The 20,589-nt window shown below is 69.3% G+C and carries 15 protein-coding genes; 6 read left to right on the top strand and 9 right to left on the bottom strand.

Translation table 11 applies throughout. The features are described 5' to 3' along the window. Positions 1-23: 23 nt before the first annotated feature. The 6 genes from dbpA to ACKI2N_RS00565 all read right to left on the bottom strand — a co-directional run bounded on the left by dbpA (position 24) and on the right by ACKI2N_RS00565 (position 8,342). Positions 24-1,442, bottom strand: coding sequence for an ATP-dependent RNA helicase DbpA (dbpA, locus tag ACKI2N_RS00590; protein ID WP_420995226.1), 1,419 nt, complete (start codon positions 1,440-1,442; stop codon positions 24-26). Between the two features lie 29 nt (positions 1,443-1,471). Continuing rightward, entirely contained in the window at positions 1,472-2,413 is a 942-nt protein-coding gene (locus ACKI2N_RS00585; RefSeq protein WP_420995225.1) for a DUF72 domain-containing protein, read from the bottom strand. Between the two features lie 100 nt (positions 2,414-2,513). Further along, positions 2,514-3,584 (bottom strand): exo-alpha-sialidase, encoded by a 1,071-nt coding sequence (locus tag ACKI2N_RS00580; RefSeq protein ID WP_420995224.1) that lies wholly within the window; start codon positions 3,582-3,584, stop codon positions 2,514-2,516. A gap of 259 nt (positions 3,585-3,843) precedes the next feature. Further along, entirely contained in the window at positions 3,844-5,838 is a 1,995-nt protein-coding gene (locus tag ACKI2N_RS00575) for a hypothetical protein (protein ID WP_420995223.1), read from the bottom strand. Between the two features lie 23 nt (positions 5,839-5,861). After that, positions 5,862-8,156 (bottom strand): phosphocholine-specific phospholipase C, encoded by a 2,295-nt coding sequence (locus ACKI2N_RS00570; protein ID WP_420995222.1) that lies wholly within the window; start codon positions 8,154-8,156, stop codon positions 5,862-5,864. A gap of 24 nt (positions 8,157-8,180) precedes the next feature. Further along, on the bottom strand, positions 8,181-8,342 hold the full coding sequence (locus ACKI2N_RS00565; RefSeq protein WP_420995221.1) for a hypothetical protein: 162 nt from the start codon (positions 8,340-8,342) through the stop codon (positions 8,181-8,183). A 772-nt stretch (positions 8,343-9,114) separates the two neighbouring features. On the opposite strand from ACKI2N_RS00565, the gene ACKI2N_RS00560 reads away from it, so the two are divergent. Then, on the top strand, positions 9,115-9,456 hold the full coding sequence (locus tag ACKI2N_RS00560; RefSeq protein ID WP_420995220.1) for a hypothetical protein: 342 nt from the start codon (positions 9,115-9,117) through the stop codon (positions 9,454-9,456). A gap of 37 nt (positions 9,457-9,493) precedes the next feature. Here ACKI2N_RS00560 and ACKI2N_RS00555 read toward each other — a convergent pair whose 3' ends face one another. Further along, positions 9,494-9,826: a nucleotide pyrophosphohydrolase gene (locus ACKI2N_RS00555; RefSeq protein ID WP_420995219.1), complete on the bottom strand. Its 333-nt coding sequence runs from the start codon at positions 9,824-9,826 to the stop codon at positions 9,494-9,496. Between the two features lie 159 nt (positions 9,827-9,985). Here ACKI2N_RS00555 and ACKI2N_RS00550 point away from each other — a divergent pair, with 159 nt between their 5' ends. Then, positions 9,986-11,068 (top strand): helix-turn-helix transcriptional regulator, encoded by a 1,083-nt coding sequence (locus ACKI2N_RS00550; protein ID WP_420995218.1) that lies wholly within the window; start codon positions 9,986-9,988, stop codon positions 11,066-11,068. 10 nt (positions 11,069-11,078) lie between these two features. On the opposite strand, the gene ACKI2N_RS00545 is transcribed toward ACKI2N_RS00550, so the two are convergent. After that, positions 11,079-11,843, bottom strand: coding sequence for a hypothetical protein (locus tag ACKI2N_RS00545; protein WP_420995217.1), 765 nt, complete (start codon positions 11,841-11,843; stop codon positions 11,079-11,081). Between the two features lie 131 nt (positions 11,844-11,974). After that, positions 11,975-13,603, bottom strand: a complete 1,629-nt coding sequence (locus ACKI2N_RS00540) for an ATP-binding domain-containing protein (RefSeq protein WP_420995216.1) — start codon at positions 13,601-13,603, stop codon at positions 11,975-11,977. 153 nt (positions 13,604-13,756) lie between these two features. Here ACKI2N_RS00540 and ACKI2N_RS00535 point away from each other — a divergent pair, with 153 nt between their 5' ends. The 4 genes from ACKI2N_RS00535 (at position 13,757) to ACKI2N_RS00520 (ending at position 20,584) form a co-directional block, all read left to right on the top strand. After that, on the top strand, positions 13,757-15,850 hold the full coding sequence (locus ACKI2N_RS00535) for an AAA family ATPase (protein WP_420995215.1): 2,094 nt from the start codon (positions 13,757-13,759) through the stop codon (positions 15,848-15,850). A 146-nt stretch (positions 15,851-15,996) separates the two neighbouring features. Continuing rightward, positions 15,997-16,971 (top strand): helix-turn-helix transcriptional regulator, encoded by a 975-nt coding sequence (locus ACKI2N_RS00530; protein ID WP_420995214.1) that lies wholly within the window; start codon positions 15,997-15,999, stop codon positions 16,969-16,971. Between the two features lie 19 nt (positions 16,972-16,990). Then, a complete protein-coding gene (locus ACKI2N_RS00525; protein WP_420995213.1) occupies positions 16,991-17,818 on the top strand; it encodes an SIR2 family NAD-dependent protein deacylase in 828 nt (275 codons plus the stop codon). Between the two features lie 96 nt (positions 17,819-17,914). Further along, positions 17,915-20,584, top strand: a complete 2,670-nt coding sequence (locus ACKI2N_RS00520) for a PD-(D/E)XK nuclease family protein (RefSeq protein WP_420995212.1) — start codon at positions 17,915-17,917, stop codon at positions 20,582-20,584. Positions 20,585-20,589 lie beyond the last annotated feature (5 nt).

Here is a 20,589-nt window from a genome sequence, read left to right as displayed (position 1 = left end):
GGACGAAGACAGCAGCGCCGCGCTCACTCGGTCAGCATGCGCACTTTCACGCGCTTGCCCTTGACCGTGCCGTCGTTCAGGCGCCGCATGGCTTCGCGGCCGATGCCGCGCTCCACGGCCACGTAGGTGGACATCTCCATCACGTTGATCTTGCCGATCTGTTCCCTGGTGTAGCCGGCCTCGCCGGTGAGCGCGCCGAGCACGTCGCCGGGACGCATCTTTTCCTTGCGCCCGCCGAGGATCTGCAGCGTGACCATGGGCGGCAGCAGGCGTTCGCTGCTGGCCGGCGTGAGCGCCGACAGCGGCTGCCATTCCATTTCCATGCGGAGCTGCTGCTCGATGTTGCCCACGCGCCCCATCTCGTTCATGCTGGCCAGGCTCAGCGCCATGCCGTCCTGGTCGGCGCGCCCGGTGCGGCCGATGCGGTGGACGTAGACCTCGGGGTCGGGCGTGACGTCGACGTTGATCACCGCCTCGAGCTGGGCGATGTCGAGCCCGCGCGCGGCCACGTCGGTGGCCACCAGCACGGAGCAGCTGCGGTTGGCGAACTGCACCAGCACCTGGTCGCGCTCGCGCTGCTCCAGCTCGCCGTGCAGCGCCAGCGCCTCGAAGCCCTGCGCGCGCAGCAGCTCCACCAGGTCGCGGCAGCGCGCCTTGGTGTTGCAGAACGCCAGCGTGCTGACCGGGCGGTAGTGATTGAGCAGCAGCGCCACCGCATTCAGGCGCTGGCCTTCCTCGACCTCGTAGAAGCGCTGGCGGATCTTGCTGTCGTCGTGCTGCTCCTTGAGCTTGATCTCCTGCGGCTTGCGCAGGAATTGCTGGCTGAGCCGGGCGATGCCCTCGGGATAGGTGGCCGAGAACAGCAGCGTCTGGCGTTCCTTCGGGCACTGGCGCGCCACGTGCGCGATGTCGTCGAAGAAGCCCATGTCGAGCATGCGGTCGGCTTCGTCGAGCACCAGCGTGTTGAGCGCGTCGAGCACCAGCGTGCCGCGCTCCAGGTGATCCATGATGCGTCCCGGCGTGCCCACGGCGATATGTGCGCCATGCGCCAGGCTGTCGACCTGCGGGCGCATCGGCGTGCCGCCGCACAGCGTCAGGATCTTGATGTTTTCCTCGGCGCGCGCCAGGCGGCGGATTTCCTGCGTGACCTGGTCGGCCAGCTCGCGCGTGGGGCACAGCACCAGCGCCTGCACGTCGAAGCGGCGCGCGTCGAGCCGGTTGAGCAGCGCCAGCGCGAACGCGGCGGTCTTGCCGCTGCCGGTCTTGGCCTGCGCGATCAGGTCCTGGCCGGCCAGCGCCACCGGCAGGCTGGCGGCCTGGATCGGCGTCATGGTCTGGTAGCCGAGCTGCGCCAGCGTCGCCAGCGTGGCGGGCGAAAGGGGCAGCTGGGAGAAAGAGGCGCCGGCGGCGGGCGCCGCGGCGGATTTGGGGCTTGAGTTCATGCCGGATTATAGCGGGCTGGCGCCCGCCCTCATTTGGCCTTGCCGCCGGGCTGTCCGCCGGCCTTCGCTGCAGCTTTCTTGGCTGCTTTCGTTGCGGCCCCGGCTGCCTTGCCGCCTTCCTCCCACGGCGGCGCTTCCCACCCCAGCCGAGACAGCAGCGCCGCCGCCGCCGCGGGCGCGCGTTCCTTCGCGCCGTTGATGAAGAACACGAAGACCTCGCGCTTGCGCGCGGCGGGCGCCTTGTCCTCCACGCGCGGCAGGTCGCCGGGCGAGCCGCCCGCCGCCCAGGCCTGCACGCGCGCGCGCCACGCGTCGAGGTCCTTCGGCGCATAGCCGGTCTCGATCTTCTCGCTGCTGCACATCAGCCGCGCGTAGGCGAAGTCGGCGGTGAGGTCGGCGAACGACGGAAACTTCGGCGAATCGGCAAACACCGTGGCGGCCTTGTACTTGCGCGCGAGCCGGAGATAGTCGGGCGTCATGAAGCTCTCGTGGCGCACATCGAGCACGTGGCGCAGCTTGCGGCCCTCCACGGCAGCGGGCAGCAGCGCGAGGAAGGCTTCGAAATCCTCCGCCTCGAACTGCTTGGTGGGCGCGAACTGCCACACCACGGGGCCAAGCTTGTCGCCGAGCTCGGCGATGCCGCTGTCGAGGAAGCGCGCCACCGACTCGCCCGCCTCCGCCAACACGCGGCGGTTGGTGGCGAAGCGCGAGGCCTTGAGCGAGAACACGAAGTCGTCGGGCGTCTCGTCGCGCCACCTGGCGAACGAGGCGCGCTTCTGCGTGCCGTGATAGGTGCTGTTGATCTCGATGGCGGTGAGGTGCCGGCTGGCGTATGCCAGCTCCCGGCTCTGCACCAGCCCGGCGGGATAGAAATTGCCTCGCCACGGCGCGAAGTTCCAGCCGCCGATGCCGACCCGGGCGGCGGCCGCCGCGTTCTCTGCGTTCTTTTTCCTGGCACTTGTTCCAGCCATGCGCGCGCGTCCTTGTCAGAAGAAGGGCAAAGCAGAAGAGGAAAACGAAAAACCCGGCCCGATCTCAAATCCCGATATGGATATCAGAGATATCAGGATCTCAATAGAACCGCAGGCAATGCACCGGCGGCAGATGCGTGGTCAGCAGCTTCCAGCGCTCGCCGCCATTCTCCGACACCCACAGGTTGCCGGTGGTGGAGCCCAGCGCCAGGCGCTCGCCGCTATTGTCCACCGCCAGCCCGTGCCGGTCGATCACGTCATAGGCCGGCGCGGCGGGCAGGCCGTCGTCGCAGGCCTCGAAGCTGCGCCCGCCGTCGCGCGTGCGGTTGACCACCAGCCGGCCGTCCACCGGCACGCGGCAACTGTCCGCGGCCAGCGGCACGAACCAGGCCGTATTGGGCCGGCGCGGATGCGCCGCCACCGCCAGCCCGAAGCTGGTCGGCCACGCCAGCAGGCGCTGCCACGTCATGCCGGCGTCGCCCGAGCGGAACAGGCCGCCGCGGTGCTGCACCCACATCGCGTGCGCATGTCCCGCGCACTGCACCAGCCGCAGCGGGTCCTGGTGCACGCCGTGCTCGTCCTGCGACGGCGCCATGCCGCCGGTGGTGACGGCCCAGCTGATGCCGCTGTCCCGCGTCTGCCACACGCCGCCGCACGACGCCGCGATGGTGAGATGGCGGCTGTCGTGCGGGTCCACGCAGATCGAATGGATGCCCGGCACCTCGCAACCGTGGCCGGCCCACGCGCGGCGCTCGGGCCGGTCCCACAGCGGCCGGTTCAGGGCCCAGTTGCCGCCGTCGTCGACCGAGCGGAACAGGCCGCCCGGCATGGTGCCCGCCCACAGCACGCCGGGATCGTCCGGCCCGCCGGCCTCGAGCGCCCAGATGCGCTGCAGCGCAAGGCCGCCCGGGCCGGCGCCCGACACCAGCTGCGGCGGATAGGCCGGCAGGCCGCAGCCGCCCCAGTCCAGGTCGCGCGGCCGGCGCCGCCACAGCCGCACGCCGCGCCCGCGCCCGAGTGCCGCGTACAGGGTGCCGCTGCGCGGATCGGCCAGCGTGGCGCTGACCGGCGCGCCGAGGAAATGCACGGACTCCTGCCGCCAGGCGCCGGTGCCATCGCGCCGCCACATGAACAGGCCCTTGCCGGTGCCAACGAGAAGCTGGTCGCTCATGCCGGACTCCTGTGTTCGGGCCGGCACACGGCCAGCGGCGGGGCCAATCTCTAGCAGTCTAGGAAATTCTGCCGGGAATGCGCGCGGGATCGCACTTTTGCGACGCGCGGGGTGCCGTGGCCGATGCGCGGCGAGGGAGGGGGAGGAAGGGGGGAAGAAGCGGAGGAGGGGAAGGAGGAAGCGAGGTCGTCTGCTCTTCTGCCATGAAACGGGAGAGGAGCAGACGCCTCGGCATTGCCGCGCGTCGCCGGCAACGGCGCTACGGGTTCAGCGTCGACAGCGACTTGCCCGCGGCGTACAGCGCCTTCACTTCGGCGGCGTCGAGCTGGCGCGACCAGAAAGCGAGGTCGTTGTACTCCGGCGCGACCGCCGTCGGCGCGGTGTAGTCCGGATAGGCGCTGCCGGTCGTGTCCTCGTTGAGCACCAGGCGCGTGTCCTGCAGGTTGGCCATGGTCAGCGTGCCGAGGTTCATGGCGGTGCTGCGCAGGCCCAGCACCGGGTCGGCGATATAGGCGGTCGCGGTCTTGGCCACGGTGTCGACGGTCAGCGCGATATACACCCACTGGTTGGCGGTGAAGCCCATGAACGCATCCGCGCGGCGCGCGCCGTCGCCGAAGTTGAAGGTCATGGTGCCGGCCGACGACTGCCCGATGATGAAGCCGCGGTTGGCGCCGGAATTCCAGTCCTTGTTGGTGATCACCGGCAGCCATGCCTGCTGCGCGTCCGACTTGTACCAGAAGCCGACCGAGAAGCGCGGCTGCAGCGGCACGTCGCTCGGCAGGTCGTAGCTGGTCCGGGTCGGGTCGATCGCCAGCGACTTGCCGCCCAGGCCGTCGTTGCCGGTCAGCGGCGCCGGCGCGGGGGTCTTCAGCGCGCGCAGCGTGTCGGCGCTCCGGGTGTCGGTCAGGCCGGTGTCGAACGAGAAGAAGTGCATCAGGCGGTCGAGCAGCGTGGGCGGCAGCACGATCGGCGGCACGTAGGCGATGGCCGCGCGGTAGGCCAGCGGCACCGCGCCGGCCATCACCACGTAGTCGAAGCGGTAGGTGCCTTCCGCCTTGCCGGCCAGGCCGACGTCGGTATCGACATAGCCGGTGGCGTCGCCCGCGAGCGTGGCGACCTTGACGCCGTCGCGGTAGATCTCGATCTGCGCCGGCGGCGGCGCGTCCGGCGCCAGCTTCCAGCTCAGGCTGACGCTGCCGGCGTCGCGCCCGGCGCTGGCGCGCAACTGCTGCACGCCGGGCGTGCCGAGCAGCGACTGGCCTTCCATCGCGTACTGCGCGTATTGCGCGGCAGCCGCCGGCGCCACGCCGAGAAAGTCCAGTACCGTGGGCGCCACGTCGGCCGTGCTCGGGCGCGTGTAGAGATCGGTCCTGGAAACCGGCACCGCATCCCTGGCCGAGGCGGCGAAGACCGCGTTGCCCGCGCGGTTCAGGCCGATGAAGCTGGTGTCGTCGAGCGCGGCGACGTCCGACGCATAGTCCTTCGTGCGCATCGGGCGGCTGGTGGTGGCGACCACCAGCCAGTCCTCGCCGGGGTTGGCCTTGCTGCTGGCCTGCAGCGCCGCCATCAGCTGACCCACCTGCCGGTCCAGCGTGGCGAGGGCGCGGCGATAGTCGCTGTCCAGGCCGCCGGCGGCCTGCGCCGGCGCGTGGAAGTTGGCCACCACCACGCCGTAGCCGCGGTCGGCCACGGCGCGCAGCGCGGCGTCGGTCACGCAGGCGTCCACGCCGGCGCAGTCGACCAGGCTGTCGATGCGGCTGGCGCGGAGGTCGGCGGCCAGTTGCTGCGCGAGCGGGCTCCAGCCCGCGGCCACGGCGATCTTGCCGCCCGCGCGCGCCTGCTTGAGGCGGGCGAACAGCGTGTCGGCGCGCAGCAGTTGCTCGCCCTGGTCGGTGGTGACGCCGTGCCGGTTGGCCCAGGTGCCGGTGAGCAAGGTCGCCCAGCCGGGGCCGGCCAGCGCTTCCTGCTGCGTGACCGTGCCGCCGACGCCGCCGGTATAGGCCGGCCCCAGCGTCAGTTGCGCCAGCGCAGGCGCTTGCTTCTGCGCCACCGCGGCGCTCAGCTCGGGATAGTTCACGCCGTCCATGCCGATCAGCAGCACGCGGCGGCTGCCGGGCTGCGCGTCGGCCGGCGGCAGCTGCGGCGTGCCGGCGCCCGGCGTGCCGCCGTCGCCGCCGCAGCTGGCCAGCAGTCCCGCCAGCGCCAGCGCGCCGGCCGCGAGTGCGCGCCGTGCGCGCGTTCCAGTTTTCCTCATGACGATTCCTGTGCTGGCGCGGATCAAAGCATGTCCACCGCGGCGCCGCCGATGCGCGGATCGGTCAGGCTGTGGCGGCCGGTCTCGACGTGGCCGGAGAAGCGGCGCAGGAAGCCGTCGCCGGCATCGGTGGTGATGCGCACGTCGAACCACTGGCTGGTGGCGCCCAGGTCCCAGCTGTCCTGCGCCGAGGCGCCCGGCGCCAGGTGCCAGCTGCGCACGTCGGCGCTGTCGTAGCCGTTGGCGGCGTACATCACGCACGCCTGCCGGCCCTGGTTGACCAGCGTCAGCAGCAGCTTGCCGTTGGTGATGTCGTAGCAGGCCGCCACCTCGGGGCCGGCGTTCGCGAGCTTGCCGCGGAACTGGTTGAGGAAGCCGTTGGGGCCGTAGACCGACAGGTCGTACCTGCCGTCCTGCGCGCCCGCGTCCTGCGGCATCCAGTTGTCGGACAGGCTCTTGCCCGCCTCCACCGTGTACTGCCACACGCCGCCGCGGTTGTTCAGCGAGTCGAAGGTGGCGGGCGGGAAGACGGTGTCGTCCTGGTCGTGCGGCTTGTCCAGCTCGGCATAGCTGGTGCCGCCGTTGGCATAAACGATGAAGCCCGCGCCGGCCGCGCCGGTGTTGGCGAAATCGATCCAGAAGCGCTTGCCGTCGGCATCCGCGCGGCCATGCGCGAACAGCTCGTAGGGCAGGGCGCGCGCGCGGCGCTGCCCGACTTCCTGCACCGGGCGCGTGGGCGCGGACGGCACCGCCGGGCTCGGGCGGGTGCGGGCCGCGTCGGCGTCCGCCTTGTAGTACGTGGTGTTGGGCAGGTCGGTGGGCAGGTCGCCGTTGGGCTTGGTGAAATCGAAAGCCGAGGTCAGGTCGCCGCAGACCGCGCGGCGCCACGGCGAGATGTACTCGCACGGCACCCCGAAGCGCGCCTCGATGAAGCGCAGCACCGAGGTGTGGTCGAACACCTGCGAGCACACCCAGCCGCCCTTGCTCCACGGCGACACCACCATCATCGGCACGCGCGGCCCCAGGCCGATCGGCACGCCGTTGTAGTTCTCCTCGTCCACCGGCACCGTGCTCTGGCCCTGGTAGCCGTACATGGTGGTGTTGACCGGCGGCACGTAGGCCGGCATGTGGTCGAAGAAGCCGTCGTTCTCGTCGTAGTTGATGATGAACACGGTCTTGGCCCACACCTCGGGATTCGAGGTCAGCGCCTTGAGCAGCTTGTCCACCAGCGCCTGGCCGGCCGCCGGCGAGGCGTCCGGGTGCTCGCAGTAGGCATCCGGGCAGATGATCCACGACACCTGCGGCAGCGTGCCGTTCTGCACGTCCTGGGCGATGGCGTTGGCCAGCTCCTCGTCGTAGGCCGCCTCGTTCGAGGCCAGCTTGTTGCCCACGTAGGCCCGCCCGCGGCGGTATTCGTCGGACTGCTTGTCGAGCTTGCGGAAGGCCTTGTGGAAGGCGACGGAATTGCAGCCGTAGTTGGAATACGCCTGGTACACGCGCCAGTCGACCTTGCTCTCCTGCAGCCGCTCGGCGTAGCACTTCCAGGTCAGTCCCTCCCAGGCGTCGTCGAGGTCCATGTTGGCGGTCCAGTTGTTGTCCAGCTCCTGGCCCTTGAGGCGCTTCCTGGTGCCGGCCTGGTAGCCGCTCATGGTGTAGACGCTGGCGCCGCTGGTGTAGTACTGGCGGTTGGGCTCGGTGTTGGCAAAGATCGAGCAGTGGTTGGCGTCGCAGATGGTGAACGCGTTGGCCAGCTGGTAGTAGAACGGCAGGTCCTTGCGCGCGTCGTAGTAGCCCATCGACATGCGGCTCTTCAGCGGCACCCACGCATCCCAGTGCTTCCAGATGCCTTGCTCGAGCTTCCAGTTGTGGTCGGTGCCCCCAAGGTGCTGCGCGTTGGTGGTAGTGGTGTCCAGGCGGAACGGCAGCACATAGCTCTGCTGCGCCTGCAGCACCGGATCGCTCTCGTACCACTGGCTCGTCTTCGGCCAGTTCGCATAACCCACGTTGGCATAACCGGTGCGCGCCTCCGCATTGCGCCCGGCCGGCTGGTACCACACCGGCCTGCCGCTGCGCAGCGGCACCGGCTTCGGATCGCCGAAGCCGCGCACGCCGTTCATGGTGCCGAAGTAATGGTCGAACGACCGGTTCTCCTGCATCAGCACCACGATGTGCTCCACATCCTGGATGGTGCCGGTGCGGCGGTTGGCGGAAATGGCCAGCGCATCGCGGATGCTTTGCGGCAAGACCATCGAGGCAGCGGCGGCACCCGCCGAAGCGGCCCCGAACTTCAGAAACTGACGACGACTCTTCAGAGACATGTGGCGGCGAACTGGTGAATGGGCTTACTTCTGGCCGGGAGCGGGCGCGCAGCGGATCACAGCGTCACCCGCGGGCACCTGCGGCGAAGGAACGGCAGGCGCAACGCCGGTATTCGCGCCATCGTCGCCGCCGCAGGCGGACAAGAACGACAGCGACAACAGCAAGGCAAGCAGGGTCTTGGACATGAGAGGAGAAGCGCCGCCTGCGCGGGAACGGGCGAACCAAAGCGGACAACGCCGGCAGCAAGAGGAAAGCGCTAGGGACGGAACGGGAGCGGATTGTGGGGGGGATGTGTGACGGGGACGTGAATCAAGGTATCAATACAATTTGGGATTTGGGGCTATGGGAGGGGGTTGGGCTTGGATCTGGATCTGGGTCTGTGGCAAGTTCAGGCGCCTGCGCGTGTGGGTGGCCTTGGCGGCCTGCTTGAGGGGCTGCTTGCCTTTGTGGGCCTGGTGGCTTTGATTTGATTGGCTTATTCAGGCGTGTGTGAGAGTGTGCTTGCGGCTGTGGGCCTAGCGGCTTGGGCTTGGTAGCCCATTCGCACACATGTAAGTGTCACTTTTCTTTTCTCGAAAAGAAAAGTAACCAAAAGAAAGCGATTCTTGCAGAAGGCTGGGCGCTCAGACTTTAAATTTGATTGTGGTTTCGTGGTGGGCGCGTTGGCTTCGATGAGACTGCTGACGCTACCGGTTTGCTCGCCTGCGGCGTCGCGGGTGGTGTTCGATTCGCGGTGAAGCTGCATGATGGCGGCAGCCCAGGTGGTTCAAGCTGCTGCCGCGACCGGAGCGGATGCCACGTCATAGGCACGGCACTGGTTTCGTGGTGGGCGCGGTGGCCCCAGTTTGAACTCAGTGCTCGATTGGCTTCGTGGCGGGCACGGTAGTTTAAACGTAGCCCCTTACACCCGCACCCCGGTCCACCACGCCCACCACGAAACCAAGAGGGTGCTATGTCGTGGCCGCCCAAGCCGGTAACGGCAGATGGCAGAACAAGCAGTGCGCCCGCCATCATAGGTCCAACCCCGAAACCAATACCGCCAGCAAGATCGTGGCCGCTCGCACCGGTATCGGCAGGATGCCAGCAGAACCGCAGTCCCCACCACGAAACCACCAACAACCAGAAACCCCAACGTTTCTGCCCCTGCCGGCCAGGCAGTCCGCTTTCTTTGCCTACTTTCTTTTCGGAAAAAAGAAAGTAGGTCGCTCCGGGGGAGCGAAAGATTTTGACTTTGATTTTAATACTTTGACTTTAAAGTCAAATCAAAAACCACCCAACAAAAAACTCAATAAAAAATAAAAACTCAATCCACAAAAAAACCAATCCAGAGCATGATCTACCCCCCCACCCCGGAAACAGGATATTTAACCGCATTCATCTCCATCTTACCCCTGACAGCAGAATCCAAATCCACCCCCAACGCATTCAGCAACTGCGCCAGATAAATAGCAATATCCGCCAGCTCCTGCTCAACATGCTCCCGCTCATCGGTAGCCATGATCCCGCGCGATTCTTCCTCGGTCTTCCACTGGAAAATCTCCACCAGCTCGGCGGCTTCCACGCTCAGCGCCATGGCGAGGTTCTTGGGACTGTGGTACTTCCCCCATCCGCGTGCCTCGCCGAATTCGCGCGCGGCTCGCTGGAGGTTCTTGGTGTCGATCAGGGTCATGATGGTCTGGTGCGCAGGCAACGAAATCGATCGCAATGGAATGAACGCCATTGAACCACGGCCGCGGAGCGGCCCGGCATAGCACGGCTTCTGCGCAAGACATGCGCAGATCCGCTACGATAGCGCCTCCCGGAAAATTGAAACAGGCAAAAGTTCAGAATGGCGACCTCGGCAAACTGGCCACGGCTCGAAAGCGATATCCTGTCCTGCATGCCACCCAAGGTGGAGGAACGGATCTTTTCCGGGGAGCTGCTGGCCAGGGTGCAGGCGCTCTACCCCGATCAGGCGCCGGGGCGGGACACCGTCATCCGGGCGCTGGACCGCATGTGCGACGAAGGGCTGGTCGGCAAGGAAGGGCGCTCGCGCGACAAGAAATGGTGGCGCACCGCCAAGAAGGCGGTCTCGGGCATGGCGCGCCGCCCGCCGCTGGAGCTGGCCATCGCGCTGCTCACGCTGCAGCGGCATGCGCCCAACCATCTGCCCAGCCATGTCATCAGCCAGCTCGAGGACTACTTTGCCGGGGCGGCGCGGGTGCTGCAGGAAAGCCCGGTGGACCCGGCGCTGGCCACCGCGCGCGCGTGGGCGGCCAAGACGGTGCGCATCGACGCCGGTTATCCGCTGCGGTCGCCGCCGATCCGGGAGGACATCCTCAATGCCATCCGCCGCGCGCTCTACGCTACCCAGGTGCTGTCCGTGTGCTACCGCAATTCCCGGCTCGACAGCGAGCAGCCCGCGGAATTCAAGGTGGTGCCGCTCGCGCTGGTGGAGCGCGGGCCGGTGCTGTACCTGGTGGCGAGCCGCGAGCGCAGCGACGGCGGCTTCCGGCGCTACCAGTTGCGGCTGGACCGCTTCGTCTCCGCCACCTGCACGGACGTGGCCGGCAGGGCGGACCCGGACTTCGACCTGGATGCCTATGTCCGCCACAACCAGTTCTTCTCGTTCTTCCCCGAGGCGCCGGTCCGCGTGGAGCTGCGCGTCAGGGAAGACAGCGAGATCAAGAACCTGTTCCGCGAACAGAAGCTGGCCGACGACCAGGAGATCGTCGAGGAGGAAGGCGGCTTCCGCCTCACCGCCACCGTCATTCCCTCCATCGAATTCCGCAACCTGCTGATGGAGCGCGCGGCGCGGGTCGAGATCCTGTCGCCGGCGCACCTGCGCCGGGAGATCGCCGGGAACCTGCGCCAGGCCTGCCTGGCCTACGCCGACGCGCTCGGCACGCTCGACGCGCTCGACGCGCAGTAGCGCGCCTCGCTCAGAGCGCCGGCAGGCACTGCGCCGGCCAGGGATAGGCGATGGTGATGTCGGCCGCCAGGTCGAGCGAGCCGGTGTTGCGCCGGTGCGCGCGGATGCGCTGCAGCAGGTGCGGGTTGAACGAGTCGACGTGGTCCATCACGTGCGTCTGCGCCGCGACCAGCAGCCGCGCGGGCGCCGAATACGAGCGGTTGACCGCCGCCCACAGCACCGAGACGATGCGCCGGGACAGCGCCTCGCGGTTCTGCTCCTGCTCGCGGGCCAGGATGCAGAGCGTGTTCATCGACGCCAGTTCGTGGAACCCCGAGCGCCGGCCCGCGTCCGGCGCGAGCAGCGGCTCGATGGCGGTCCGCGCGAGGATGGCCAGCGCGGCCGCCAGGCTGCGCTCGCCGGCCAGCACCCAGCAGCCGACGCGCTCCGGCGGCAGGTGCTGGGTCGAGCCCAGCACCACGGCGATCTCGCTGGTGCCGCGCCGGCGCGCGCGGCGCATGGCGTCCACCGGGCCCATCGCGTTCCAGCGCGCCCCGCCGAACACGCCGCTCAGGCGCGTGGCATCCACCAGGTGGATGACCAGGTCGGGCCGCGGCCTGGCCTGCTCGTCCAGCGTCCACGCCAGCCGGCCGTCCAGCGAAGGCAGGTCCGGCAGCAGGCCCGCGGCCTCCTGCTCGGAGAAGCCCCAGCGGCGCAGCAGCACGCGCTGCGGCCTGGCTTGCGGGTTGGCGATGGCGGTGCCGGACACGGACCCGGCGATGGTGATGAATTGCATGGCTTGCCCTCTTGTTCTGCGAGGAGTGCAGTTTGGCCGTGCATCTGCGCATCCGGTGCGCAGATGCGCAATCGGGATGCATCCCGTTCCGGCTTGGCCACCGCGCGCAGGACGGGATGCGCCGCGAACCCCTAGATCCGCTCCAGCAGCAAACCCGCCGCGCGCTCGGACAGCACCAGCACGAGCTTCATGGTCGCCCGCGTCGCGCCGACGAACAGCCGGCGGATCTCCTTCTCGCCCAGCGTCTCGAAATCGATCTCGGCGAACACGATGGCCGGGGCCGACTGTCCCTTGAAGCGGAACACGGACTCCGCCAGCACGTCGCCCTGCGAGTAGACCGGCTGGCCGTGCGCGTCGTAGCCGCCGGTAAACGAGCGCAGCCTGTTCGGGCCGAGCTGGTCGTAGCCGAGCAGCCGGGAATTGTCGCGCCCGCGGTAGCTCAGCAGCACCACGTCCTCCTGGCGGAAGCCGTCGGAATAGCACAGGCGCAGGCCGTCCTTCACGCGGTCGAGCAATGCATCGCCCTGGTACACCAGGAACTCGACCTCCGCCGTGGCGATGGGCGCGGTGGCCTCGATCTCCACGTCGGGCGGCAGCAGCGGCTGCAGCAGCTTCACCACCGGGCGCGGGCTGCGGAAGTTGCTGCGCGCGCGCAGGCGCACCCAGCCCGGCAGTTCTGCCGGCGGGTGGCCGTACAGGTTCTGCATCGGGTCTTCCAGCCACAGCGCGCGCGCCGCCGGGCCCGCATGCCGCAGCACCAGGTCGCGCCAGTGCGGCGCGAAGTCCTGGCCCTCGTCCACGATCACCGTGTCGAAGACGAATTCGCCCGGCACCGCGAGCCGCGCCACGTCCTCCACCAGCCGGGCGAAGGCTTCCGGCTGCGTGAAATCCGGCACCCCGCCGTGATGCCGCAGCAGCAGCTCGCACAGCATGTGGAACGTGCAGGCCAGCCCGCCCGGCGGCGCGATGCGCGCGAAGTGATCGGCCAGCGGGCGGTTGAAGCAGACGTAGAGCGGCCGCCGCCCGCGCGCGATCGCGTCGCGGTACTCGGCCAGCGCCAGCTGCGTCTTGCCCGAGCCCGCGGTGCCGGTCACGCGCAGACGGAACGGCTCGATGTCGAGCTGCCGCGCCCAGTGCGACAGGCCGCCGGACACGCGCGTCACCAGCGTGCGCGCCTGGCCGATCAGCGCACTGACGTCGGTCTCGAGCTGGATCGTGTCGCACAGGAAACGATGGACCCGCTCCGCCACCGGCGCGTCCTCCCCGGGCGGCAGGATCGAGCGGATGATGGCGCACAGCTGCGCGCGCCGCCCCGCATCCACGATGCGCTGCGGCGACAGCCCCGCCGTGACCGGGTCGCGCACCGTATAGTCGGGGCAGTACAGCAGGTGCTCGATGAACACCGGCTGGCCGCCCAGGCTGCGCATCAGCTTGCCGCGCAGGCCGTCCGCGGTGCGGCCCATCTGCACCGAGACCAGCCGCGCGCGGGCCCCGTAGTTCTTCACCAGCCCCTCGGCCGTCTCCTCGAGGAAGCCGCTCTTCTGCTCGATGATCAGCAACTGCCCCGCGCGGTTCACCACCACGAAATCGATCTCGCCGTAGATGGCGTGCACGTGCGCCACGTTGGTCCAGTGCACCGAGTGGTAGACCGTATAGCCGTCCGGCAGGCCCGCCGCCAGCACGGCAAGCGTCTCTAGCTCGCGCCGGGCCGGGCCGCTGGCTTCCATGGTTTCCCAGCCGTCGGGGATGATGCGTGCCACGGGGTTCTCCGTCGTATCTTGAAAGAGCACGAGGATAACCGAGGGGCGGTGGCCACGGCGAATGCGACCGGCCAGACGACGGCCCGCTTTTCCGCATGCGACACATTCTGACGCACCCTATGCCGAGAATGGCGACATTCGACAGGAGATCCGATGATGCTGCGCCGCCGCCCCTCCCGCTACTCCCGCATGCCGACCGACCTTGCACCGGTGGTGCGGCTCTGGCTGCTGCGCCTGCTGGTGCCGCTAGGCGGTCACCAGGAGTTCATCCGGCGCGGCGGCTTCAGCAACGACACGCTGGCCGAGCTGCTTGGGCTGGACATGTGGCTCGACCCCCAACAGGACGACTTCGATCCCAGGGCCGTGCGCGCCGCGCTGCGCCGGCAATTCACCGAGGCCGAGGCGCAGTGCCGGGACACGGGGCTGCCCGCCTGCCTGGATGGCAACATCGCGCGGCTGGCCGAGCTGGTCGGCCTGTCCGGCACCGACTGCCAGATCCTGGCCTTTGCCGCCATGCTCAAGAACGAGCGCCTGCTCGACGATGCCGCGGACCTGCTCGGGCAACTCTCCTCAGCCAAGATCCCGCGCGTGCTCGCGACCTTGCTCGACCTGCCCGACGCGGAAGTCCGCGCGGCGCTGGGCACGCAGGGCGTGCTGGCGCAGTCCGGTCTGCTCCTGGTGGAACGAGGCCACAGCTCCACGCTCGGCAGCAAGCTGGAGCTGCTTTCCGACAGATTCGCAGACCATATCGTGTCCGGCGATGCAGACCCGATCGCCCTGCTGCGCGACACCGTCGTGCCGGCGGCCCCCGCGGAGCTGGGGCTCGGCGACTACACGCATCTGGGCGAGACGCTCGCGGTCCTGCGGTCCTACCTGCGCCATGCGCTGGCCAGCGGCCGCAAGGGCGTGAACATCTTCGTGCATGGCGCGCCCGGCACCGGCAAGAGCCAGCTCGCCCGCACGCTGGCCGCGGATCTCGGCAGCGAGCTGTTCGAGGTGGCGAGCGAGGACGAGGACGGTGACCCCATCGACGGCGAGCACCGGCTGCGTGCATTCCGCGCGGCGCAGAGCTTCTTCGCGCAACGCCGCACGCTGATCCTGTTCGACGAGGTGGAAGATATCTTCGACGACGGCGAAATGCCGTTCGGGCGCAAGAGTACCGCGCAGTCGCGCAAGGCCTGGGTCAACCGGATGCTGGAGGCGAACCCGGTGCCCACGGTATGGCTGTCCAACTCCGGTGGCCTCGACGCGGCCTTCATCCGCCGCTTCGACATGGTCTTCGAGCTGCCGGTGCCGCCCCGCTCGCACCGCGCACGCATCATCGGGCAAGCGTGCGCCGGCCTGCTGGATGCGCGCGCGGTGGCAGACCTGGCAGAAGCGCAGACCCTGGCGCCCGCCGTCGTGACCCGCGCGGCCTCGGTGGTGCGCGCCATCCATGCGGATCTGGGCGAACAGGGCGCGACCAGGGCCATGACGCTGCTGATCGGCAACACGCTGGAAGCGCAGGGCCATGCGCCGCTCACCCGCGCTGCCGCCGATCGCTTGCCGCCCATCTACGACCCGGCATTCGTCAGCGCCGACGCCGACCTGGGCGAGCTCCGCGCCGGGCTGGCGCGCGCCGGCACCGGACGGCTGTGCCTGTACGGGCCGCCCGGCACCGGCAAGACCGCCTATGGCCGCTGGCTGGCCGCGGAGATGAACGTACCGCTGCATGTCAGGCGGGCCTCCGACCTGATGTCCAAGTGGGTGGGCGAAAACGAGCAGAACATCGCCAATGCGTTCCGCCATGCAGCACAGGATGGTGCCGTGCTGCTGATCGACGAAGTAGACAGTTTCCTGCAAGACAGGCGTGGCGCCCGAAGCAGCTGGGAAGTGACGCTGGTCAACGAGATGCTGACGCAGATGGAATCGTTCCCGGGCGTGTTCGTCGCCTCCACCAACCTGGCCGACGGGCTCGACCAGGCGGCGCTGCGGCGCTTCGACCTGAAGGTGAAGTTCGATTTCCTCAAACCGGCTCAAGCCTGGGCGCTGTTGTGCCGACAATGCAGTGTGCTCGCATTGCCGGCGCCCGACGAGAGCCTGCGGCCGCGGCTGTACGGCCTTGCCACGCTGACGCCGGGAGATTTCGCCGCGGTCGCACGGCAACATCGCTTCCGCCCGCTGGCCGGAGCCGCCGCGCTCGTCGACGCGCTCGCGGCAGAATGCGCAATGAAAGCGGGCGCGAAGCACGTGCTCGGATTCCTGTGAGGCGGGCGGCGAGCAGCCTGCCTTGGGTGGCATCCGACCATGGCAAGAGCACACGTTTTATCGAAACCCGCACCGGCGGCCAACGGGCGCCGGGAGCGCAACCGCCGGCATGAAACCGGCCGCCACCGACCTACTCACCGATAGTCATGCCAAAACGCTCCGATACGATCGAAACCGTCCTGCTGGCGCTGGAGTTGCTGCGCCGCATTCCGCGCGGGCGCATGGTATCCGCCCCCGAACTGCACGCGCAGCTCAGCAGCGCGGGGATCGAGCGGGACCTGCGCACCATCCAGCGCCAGCTCGAGATGCTCAGCGAGCACTTCGAGATCGAACGCGACGAACGCAGCAAGCCCTATGGCTACCGCTGGAAAGAACGCGCCAGCGGCCTGGCGCTGCCCGTGCTCAGCGAGCAGGAGTCGCTGATGCTGGCGCTGGCCGAACAGCACCTGCGGCACCTGCTGCCCGCAAGCCTGATGAAGTCCATGGACGGCTTTTTCCAGCAGGCGCGCACCAACCTGGGCGCGGATGCAGGCGCCGGCGGCCGGCGCGGGCGCGAGTGGCTGTCGAAGGTGAGGGTGGTCAGCACCACGCAGCCGCTGCTGCCACCGAGGATCAGGCCGGGCGTGTTCGAGGCCGTCAGCAACGCGCTGTACGGTAATTTCTGGCTCGACGTGGACTACAACAACGCAGCCGGAAAGCGCAAGCACGCGCGCGTGATGCCGCTCGGCCTGGCGCAGCAGGGCGCACGCCTCTATCTTGTGTGCCGCTACGAGGGCTATGACAACGAGCGCACGCTGGCGCTGCACCGCATCGCCGCAGCCCAGGCATCGCCGCACACGTTCGACAGGCCGCGCGAGTTCGATCTCGGCAAATACGACGCGGACGGCCGCTTCGGCTTCGGCGATGGCACGCGCATCCGCCTGACCTTCCGCATCGACAAGGACGCCGGTCTGCACCTGCTCGAATCGCAGTTGTCGGCGGACCAGCAGGTCACCGCGCTGGAGACCGAGTTCGAAATCAGCGCCACCGTCGTGCAGACGGCCCAGCTCGAGTGGTGGTTGCGCGGCTTCGGCGAACAGATCCGCGCTATCCGCCGGGATGCCCTGCCGACACGGCACTGAAAACACGACGACAATCGACATGACGACTGAAGACAAGAACATCGAACTGGCCGCCGGATGGATCCGCGACGCGCGGGCGCTGCTCATCACCGCCGGCGCCGGCATGGGCGTGGACTCCGGCCTGCCGGACTTCCGCGGCCGCGAGGGCTTCTGGCGCGCCTATCCGGCGATCGGCGCGGCCGGGCTGCGCTTCGAGGACATTGCCGCGCCGCATGCGTTCGACGAGAACCCGAAGCTGGCATGGGGCTTCTACGGCCACCGCCTGGCGCTCTACCGCCGCACGGTGCCGCATGCCGGCTTCGGCATCCTGCGCCGCTGGGCCGATGCCATGCCTGACGGCTGCCGCGTCTTTACCTCGAACGTGGATGGGCATTTCCAGCGCGCCGGCTTCGACGCGGCGACGGTGCACGAGTGTCACGGCTCGATCCATGTCCTGCAATGCACGACGCCGTGCGACGAGCACACATGGAGCGCCGACGGCTTCGTGCCAGAGGTGGACGAGGCCCGCTGCGAGCTGAGCAACGCGCCGCCGCGGTGCCCGCGCTGCGGCAGCATGGCACGGCCCAACATCCTGATGTTCGACGACTATTCCTGGGTGGAGGAGCCCACCGCCCTCTCCCGTGCGCGCCTGGATGCGTGGACGAAGGGACGTGGCGACATCGTTGTCATCGAGCTCGGCGCCGGCACCGGCATCCCCACGGCGCGCCGCTTCGGCGAGCGCCATGCCGCTCGTTTCATTCGGATCAATCCGCGCGAGGCCGGCGTGCGCACGACGCGATCGAGCATCGGGCTGCCGGGCTCCGCACTGGCCGTGCTCACGTCGCTGGACCAGGCCATCGGCCGCTGAGACGTCCCACCCGCACAGGGGGTATCCGGCGGGTGGAACTTCATGAATCATCGCTGGCTCGCGCGGATGCGCGACAGGGGCAATGCAGGAGGAACGATGTTCAAGCAAGGCAACCGCCGGACAGTGATCGTGCAAGGCCGGCTGGCGGCGCGCGAATGGCGCCTGAAGGCGGCGCGCGGACGCCTGCACGGTGTGCAGGTAATCAGTATCGAGCAGATGGCCGCGCGCCTGGCAGGAGGTTTTCTCGCGCCGGTCGACGACGATGCGCTGCGCACGGCCATCCAGGACGCGCTGCCGGTCACGCCGCTGGGCGAACTCGACGGCATCAAGGATTTGCCCGGCATGGCCGATGCCGCCGCCGACACGCTGCGCCGCGCATGGCGCGCCGGCATCGACCTGCCGGCGCGCGCCGGCCGCCATCCGCGCCTGGACTCCATGGCGCGGCTCGAGGCCGCGGTGCTGGCGCGCCTGCCGGCTGGCATGATGCGCCCGCCCGATCTCGCACAGGCGGCGTTGCAGCGCGTGGCCCACGCGGCGGCACTGCTCGGCCAGGTCGAATTCCATGGCCTCGCCGACCTGCCGCCGTGCTGGCGCGCGCTGGTGACGGCCGTCGCCGCGCAGACGCCCACGCGCTGGCTGGCCGGCCCGCTTTCGGCGCCGGCGTGGCTCGCGGGCTGCGGCGTCCTGGTCGAGCGGAGCGAGCCGGCACGCCCTGCGGTACAGGCCGTCAGCGCGTCCACTGCCTACCACGAGGCAATCGAAGCCATGCGCTGGGCGCGCGCCCTGCTGGCGTCTGGCCGCGCGCAGGCACACGAGATCGCCATCGCAGCGGTGTCTCCGGCCGAGTATGACGATCACTTCCTCGCGCTGCGCGCGGACGCCTGCCTCGATCTGCACTTCGTGCACGGCACCGCCGCGACGGCCAGCCGGGACGGCCAGGCCGCCGCCGCGCTGGCCGACATCCTGCTGCGGGGCCTGTCGCAGGCACGCATGCGCCGGCTCGCCACCTTGTGCGCAGGCGGCAAGGGTGTGTTCGCGTCGCTGCCGCCGGGCTGGACGCGCATCCTGCCCGCGGACGCACCGCTGACCTCGGTGCCAGCGTGGGAGCGGCTGCTCGGCAGCCTGCGCGCCGAGGACTGGCCCGAAAGCCAGGACGGCAGTGCCGCGCTGCGGGGGATCGCCGCGCTGCTCGGCCGGGGTACGGCCGCCGCCGCCGAGATCGGCGAGGCAGTGCTCGACGGGCGCGCACTCGCCATCTGGCGCAAGGCGCTGCTCGCGGGGCCGGCGGCATCGCTCGATGCCACGCTCGGACGCCTGAAGCAGGACGACGGACTGGAAGCCTGCGTGTCCGTCGCGTGGATGCCGGCCAGCGAACTTGCCGCCGCGCCGCGCCGCTTCGTGCGCCTGCTGGGACTGAACTCTTCGCGCTGGCCACGCGGGCTTGCCGAGGACCGGCTGCTGTCCGACCACATCGTCCCGTCGGACGAACTGGATCCGCTGCCGGTCATCGCGGCGGACCGGCACAGCTTCCATGCCATCCTCGCCACGACGGCCGACGAAGTCGTGCTGTCGCGCGCACGCCGGGACGGCGAGGGCCGCGTGATGGGCCGCAGCGCGCTGCTGCACGGCATGCCTGGCGAGACCTACCTGCGCCGCAATGCCGCGCCCGCGCATGCGTTCAGCGAGACCGACCGCCTGCTTGCGCGGCCCCAGGAATACCACGACGCCGAGCAGGCCAGATCGGCCATCGGCTGCTGGCGCGACTGGCACAGCGCCGCGCTCACCGCGCACGACGGCGTGGTGAGCGCGGACCACCCCATGTTGCAGGCGGTGCTCGGCCGCACGCAATCGGCCAGTTCGCTGCAGCGGCTGCTGCGCAATCCGCTCGGCTTCCTCTGGCAATACGGCATGCGCTGGCGCGCGCTGGAAAACGGCGCCGAGCCGATCGTGCTCGATGCCATGGCATTCGGCAATCTGGTCCACCTGGCGCTCGACCATGCACTGCAGACGCTCGAGGCAGACGGCGGGCTGGCGGCCGCCAGCCCGGCGCGGGTTGCCGCGGCGGCACGCAGCGGCGTGCAGGCCGCGGCCTTATCGTGGGAAGCCACCCAGGCCGTGCCGCCGCGCGCAATCTGGGAGCGTGCGCTCGACGAAGCGCGCTTGCTCGCCGAGCGCGCGCTGGCCTGGGGGGACGCGCCGATGCCGGGCACGCGCGCATTCGGCGAAGTCCCGTTCGGCGGCATCGCCCGGCGCGAAGGCGCCGGCGCCGCATTGCCGTGGGACGCCGGCGCACGCGTGGCCATACCCGGCACCGGCTTTCATATCCATGGTTATATCGACCGTCTTGACCTTGCAGCAGGCGGCGGCCGCGCGGTGGTGCGCGACTACAAGACGGGCCGTGCGATCAAGGATGACGTGCGCTTCGATGGCGGCCGCGAGCTCCAGCGCAGCCTGTACGCATTCGCGGTCAAGGCCCTGCTCGGGGACCATGTGCAGGTCACGGCATCGCTGCTGTATCCGCGCGAGTTGGCCGAACGCGTGCTCGTGGATGCCGATGAGGCCCTCGTTGAAGTCGCCGGCTACCTCGCCGCCGCGCGCGCCAGCCTGCTGGCCGGCTCCGCGGTGATCGGCAAGGACACCGCCGGCACCTATGACGATCTTGCCTTCGCCTTGCCCGCCAACGCCGCCGCCACATACTGCAAGCGCAAGTACGCGGCCGCGCTCGCGCAACTCGGCTCCGCCGCCGACGTCTGGGATGCCAAATAATGAAC

The organism is Cupriavidus sp. 30B13 (assembly GCF_049059565.2).
Classification (GTDB): Bacteria; Pseudomonadota; Gammaproteobacteria; order Burkholderiales; family Burkholderiaceae; genus Cupriavidus.
This window is presented reverse-complemented; position numbering and strand designations above follow the sequence as displayed.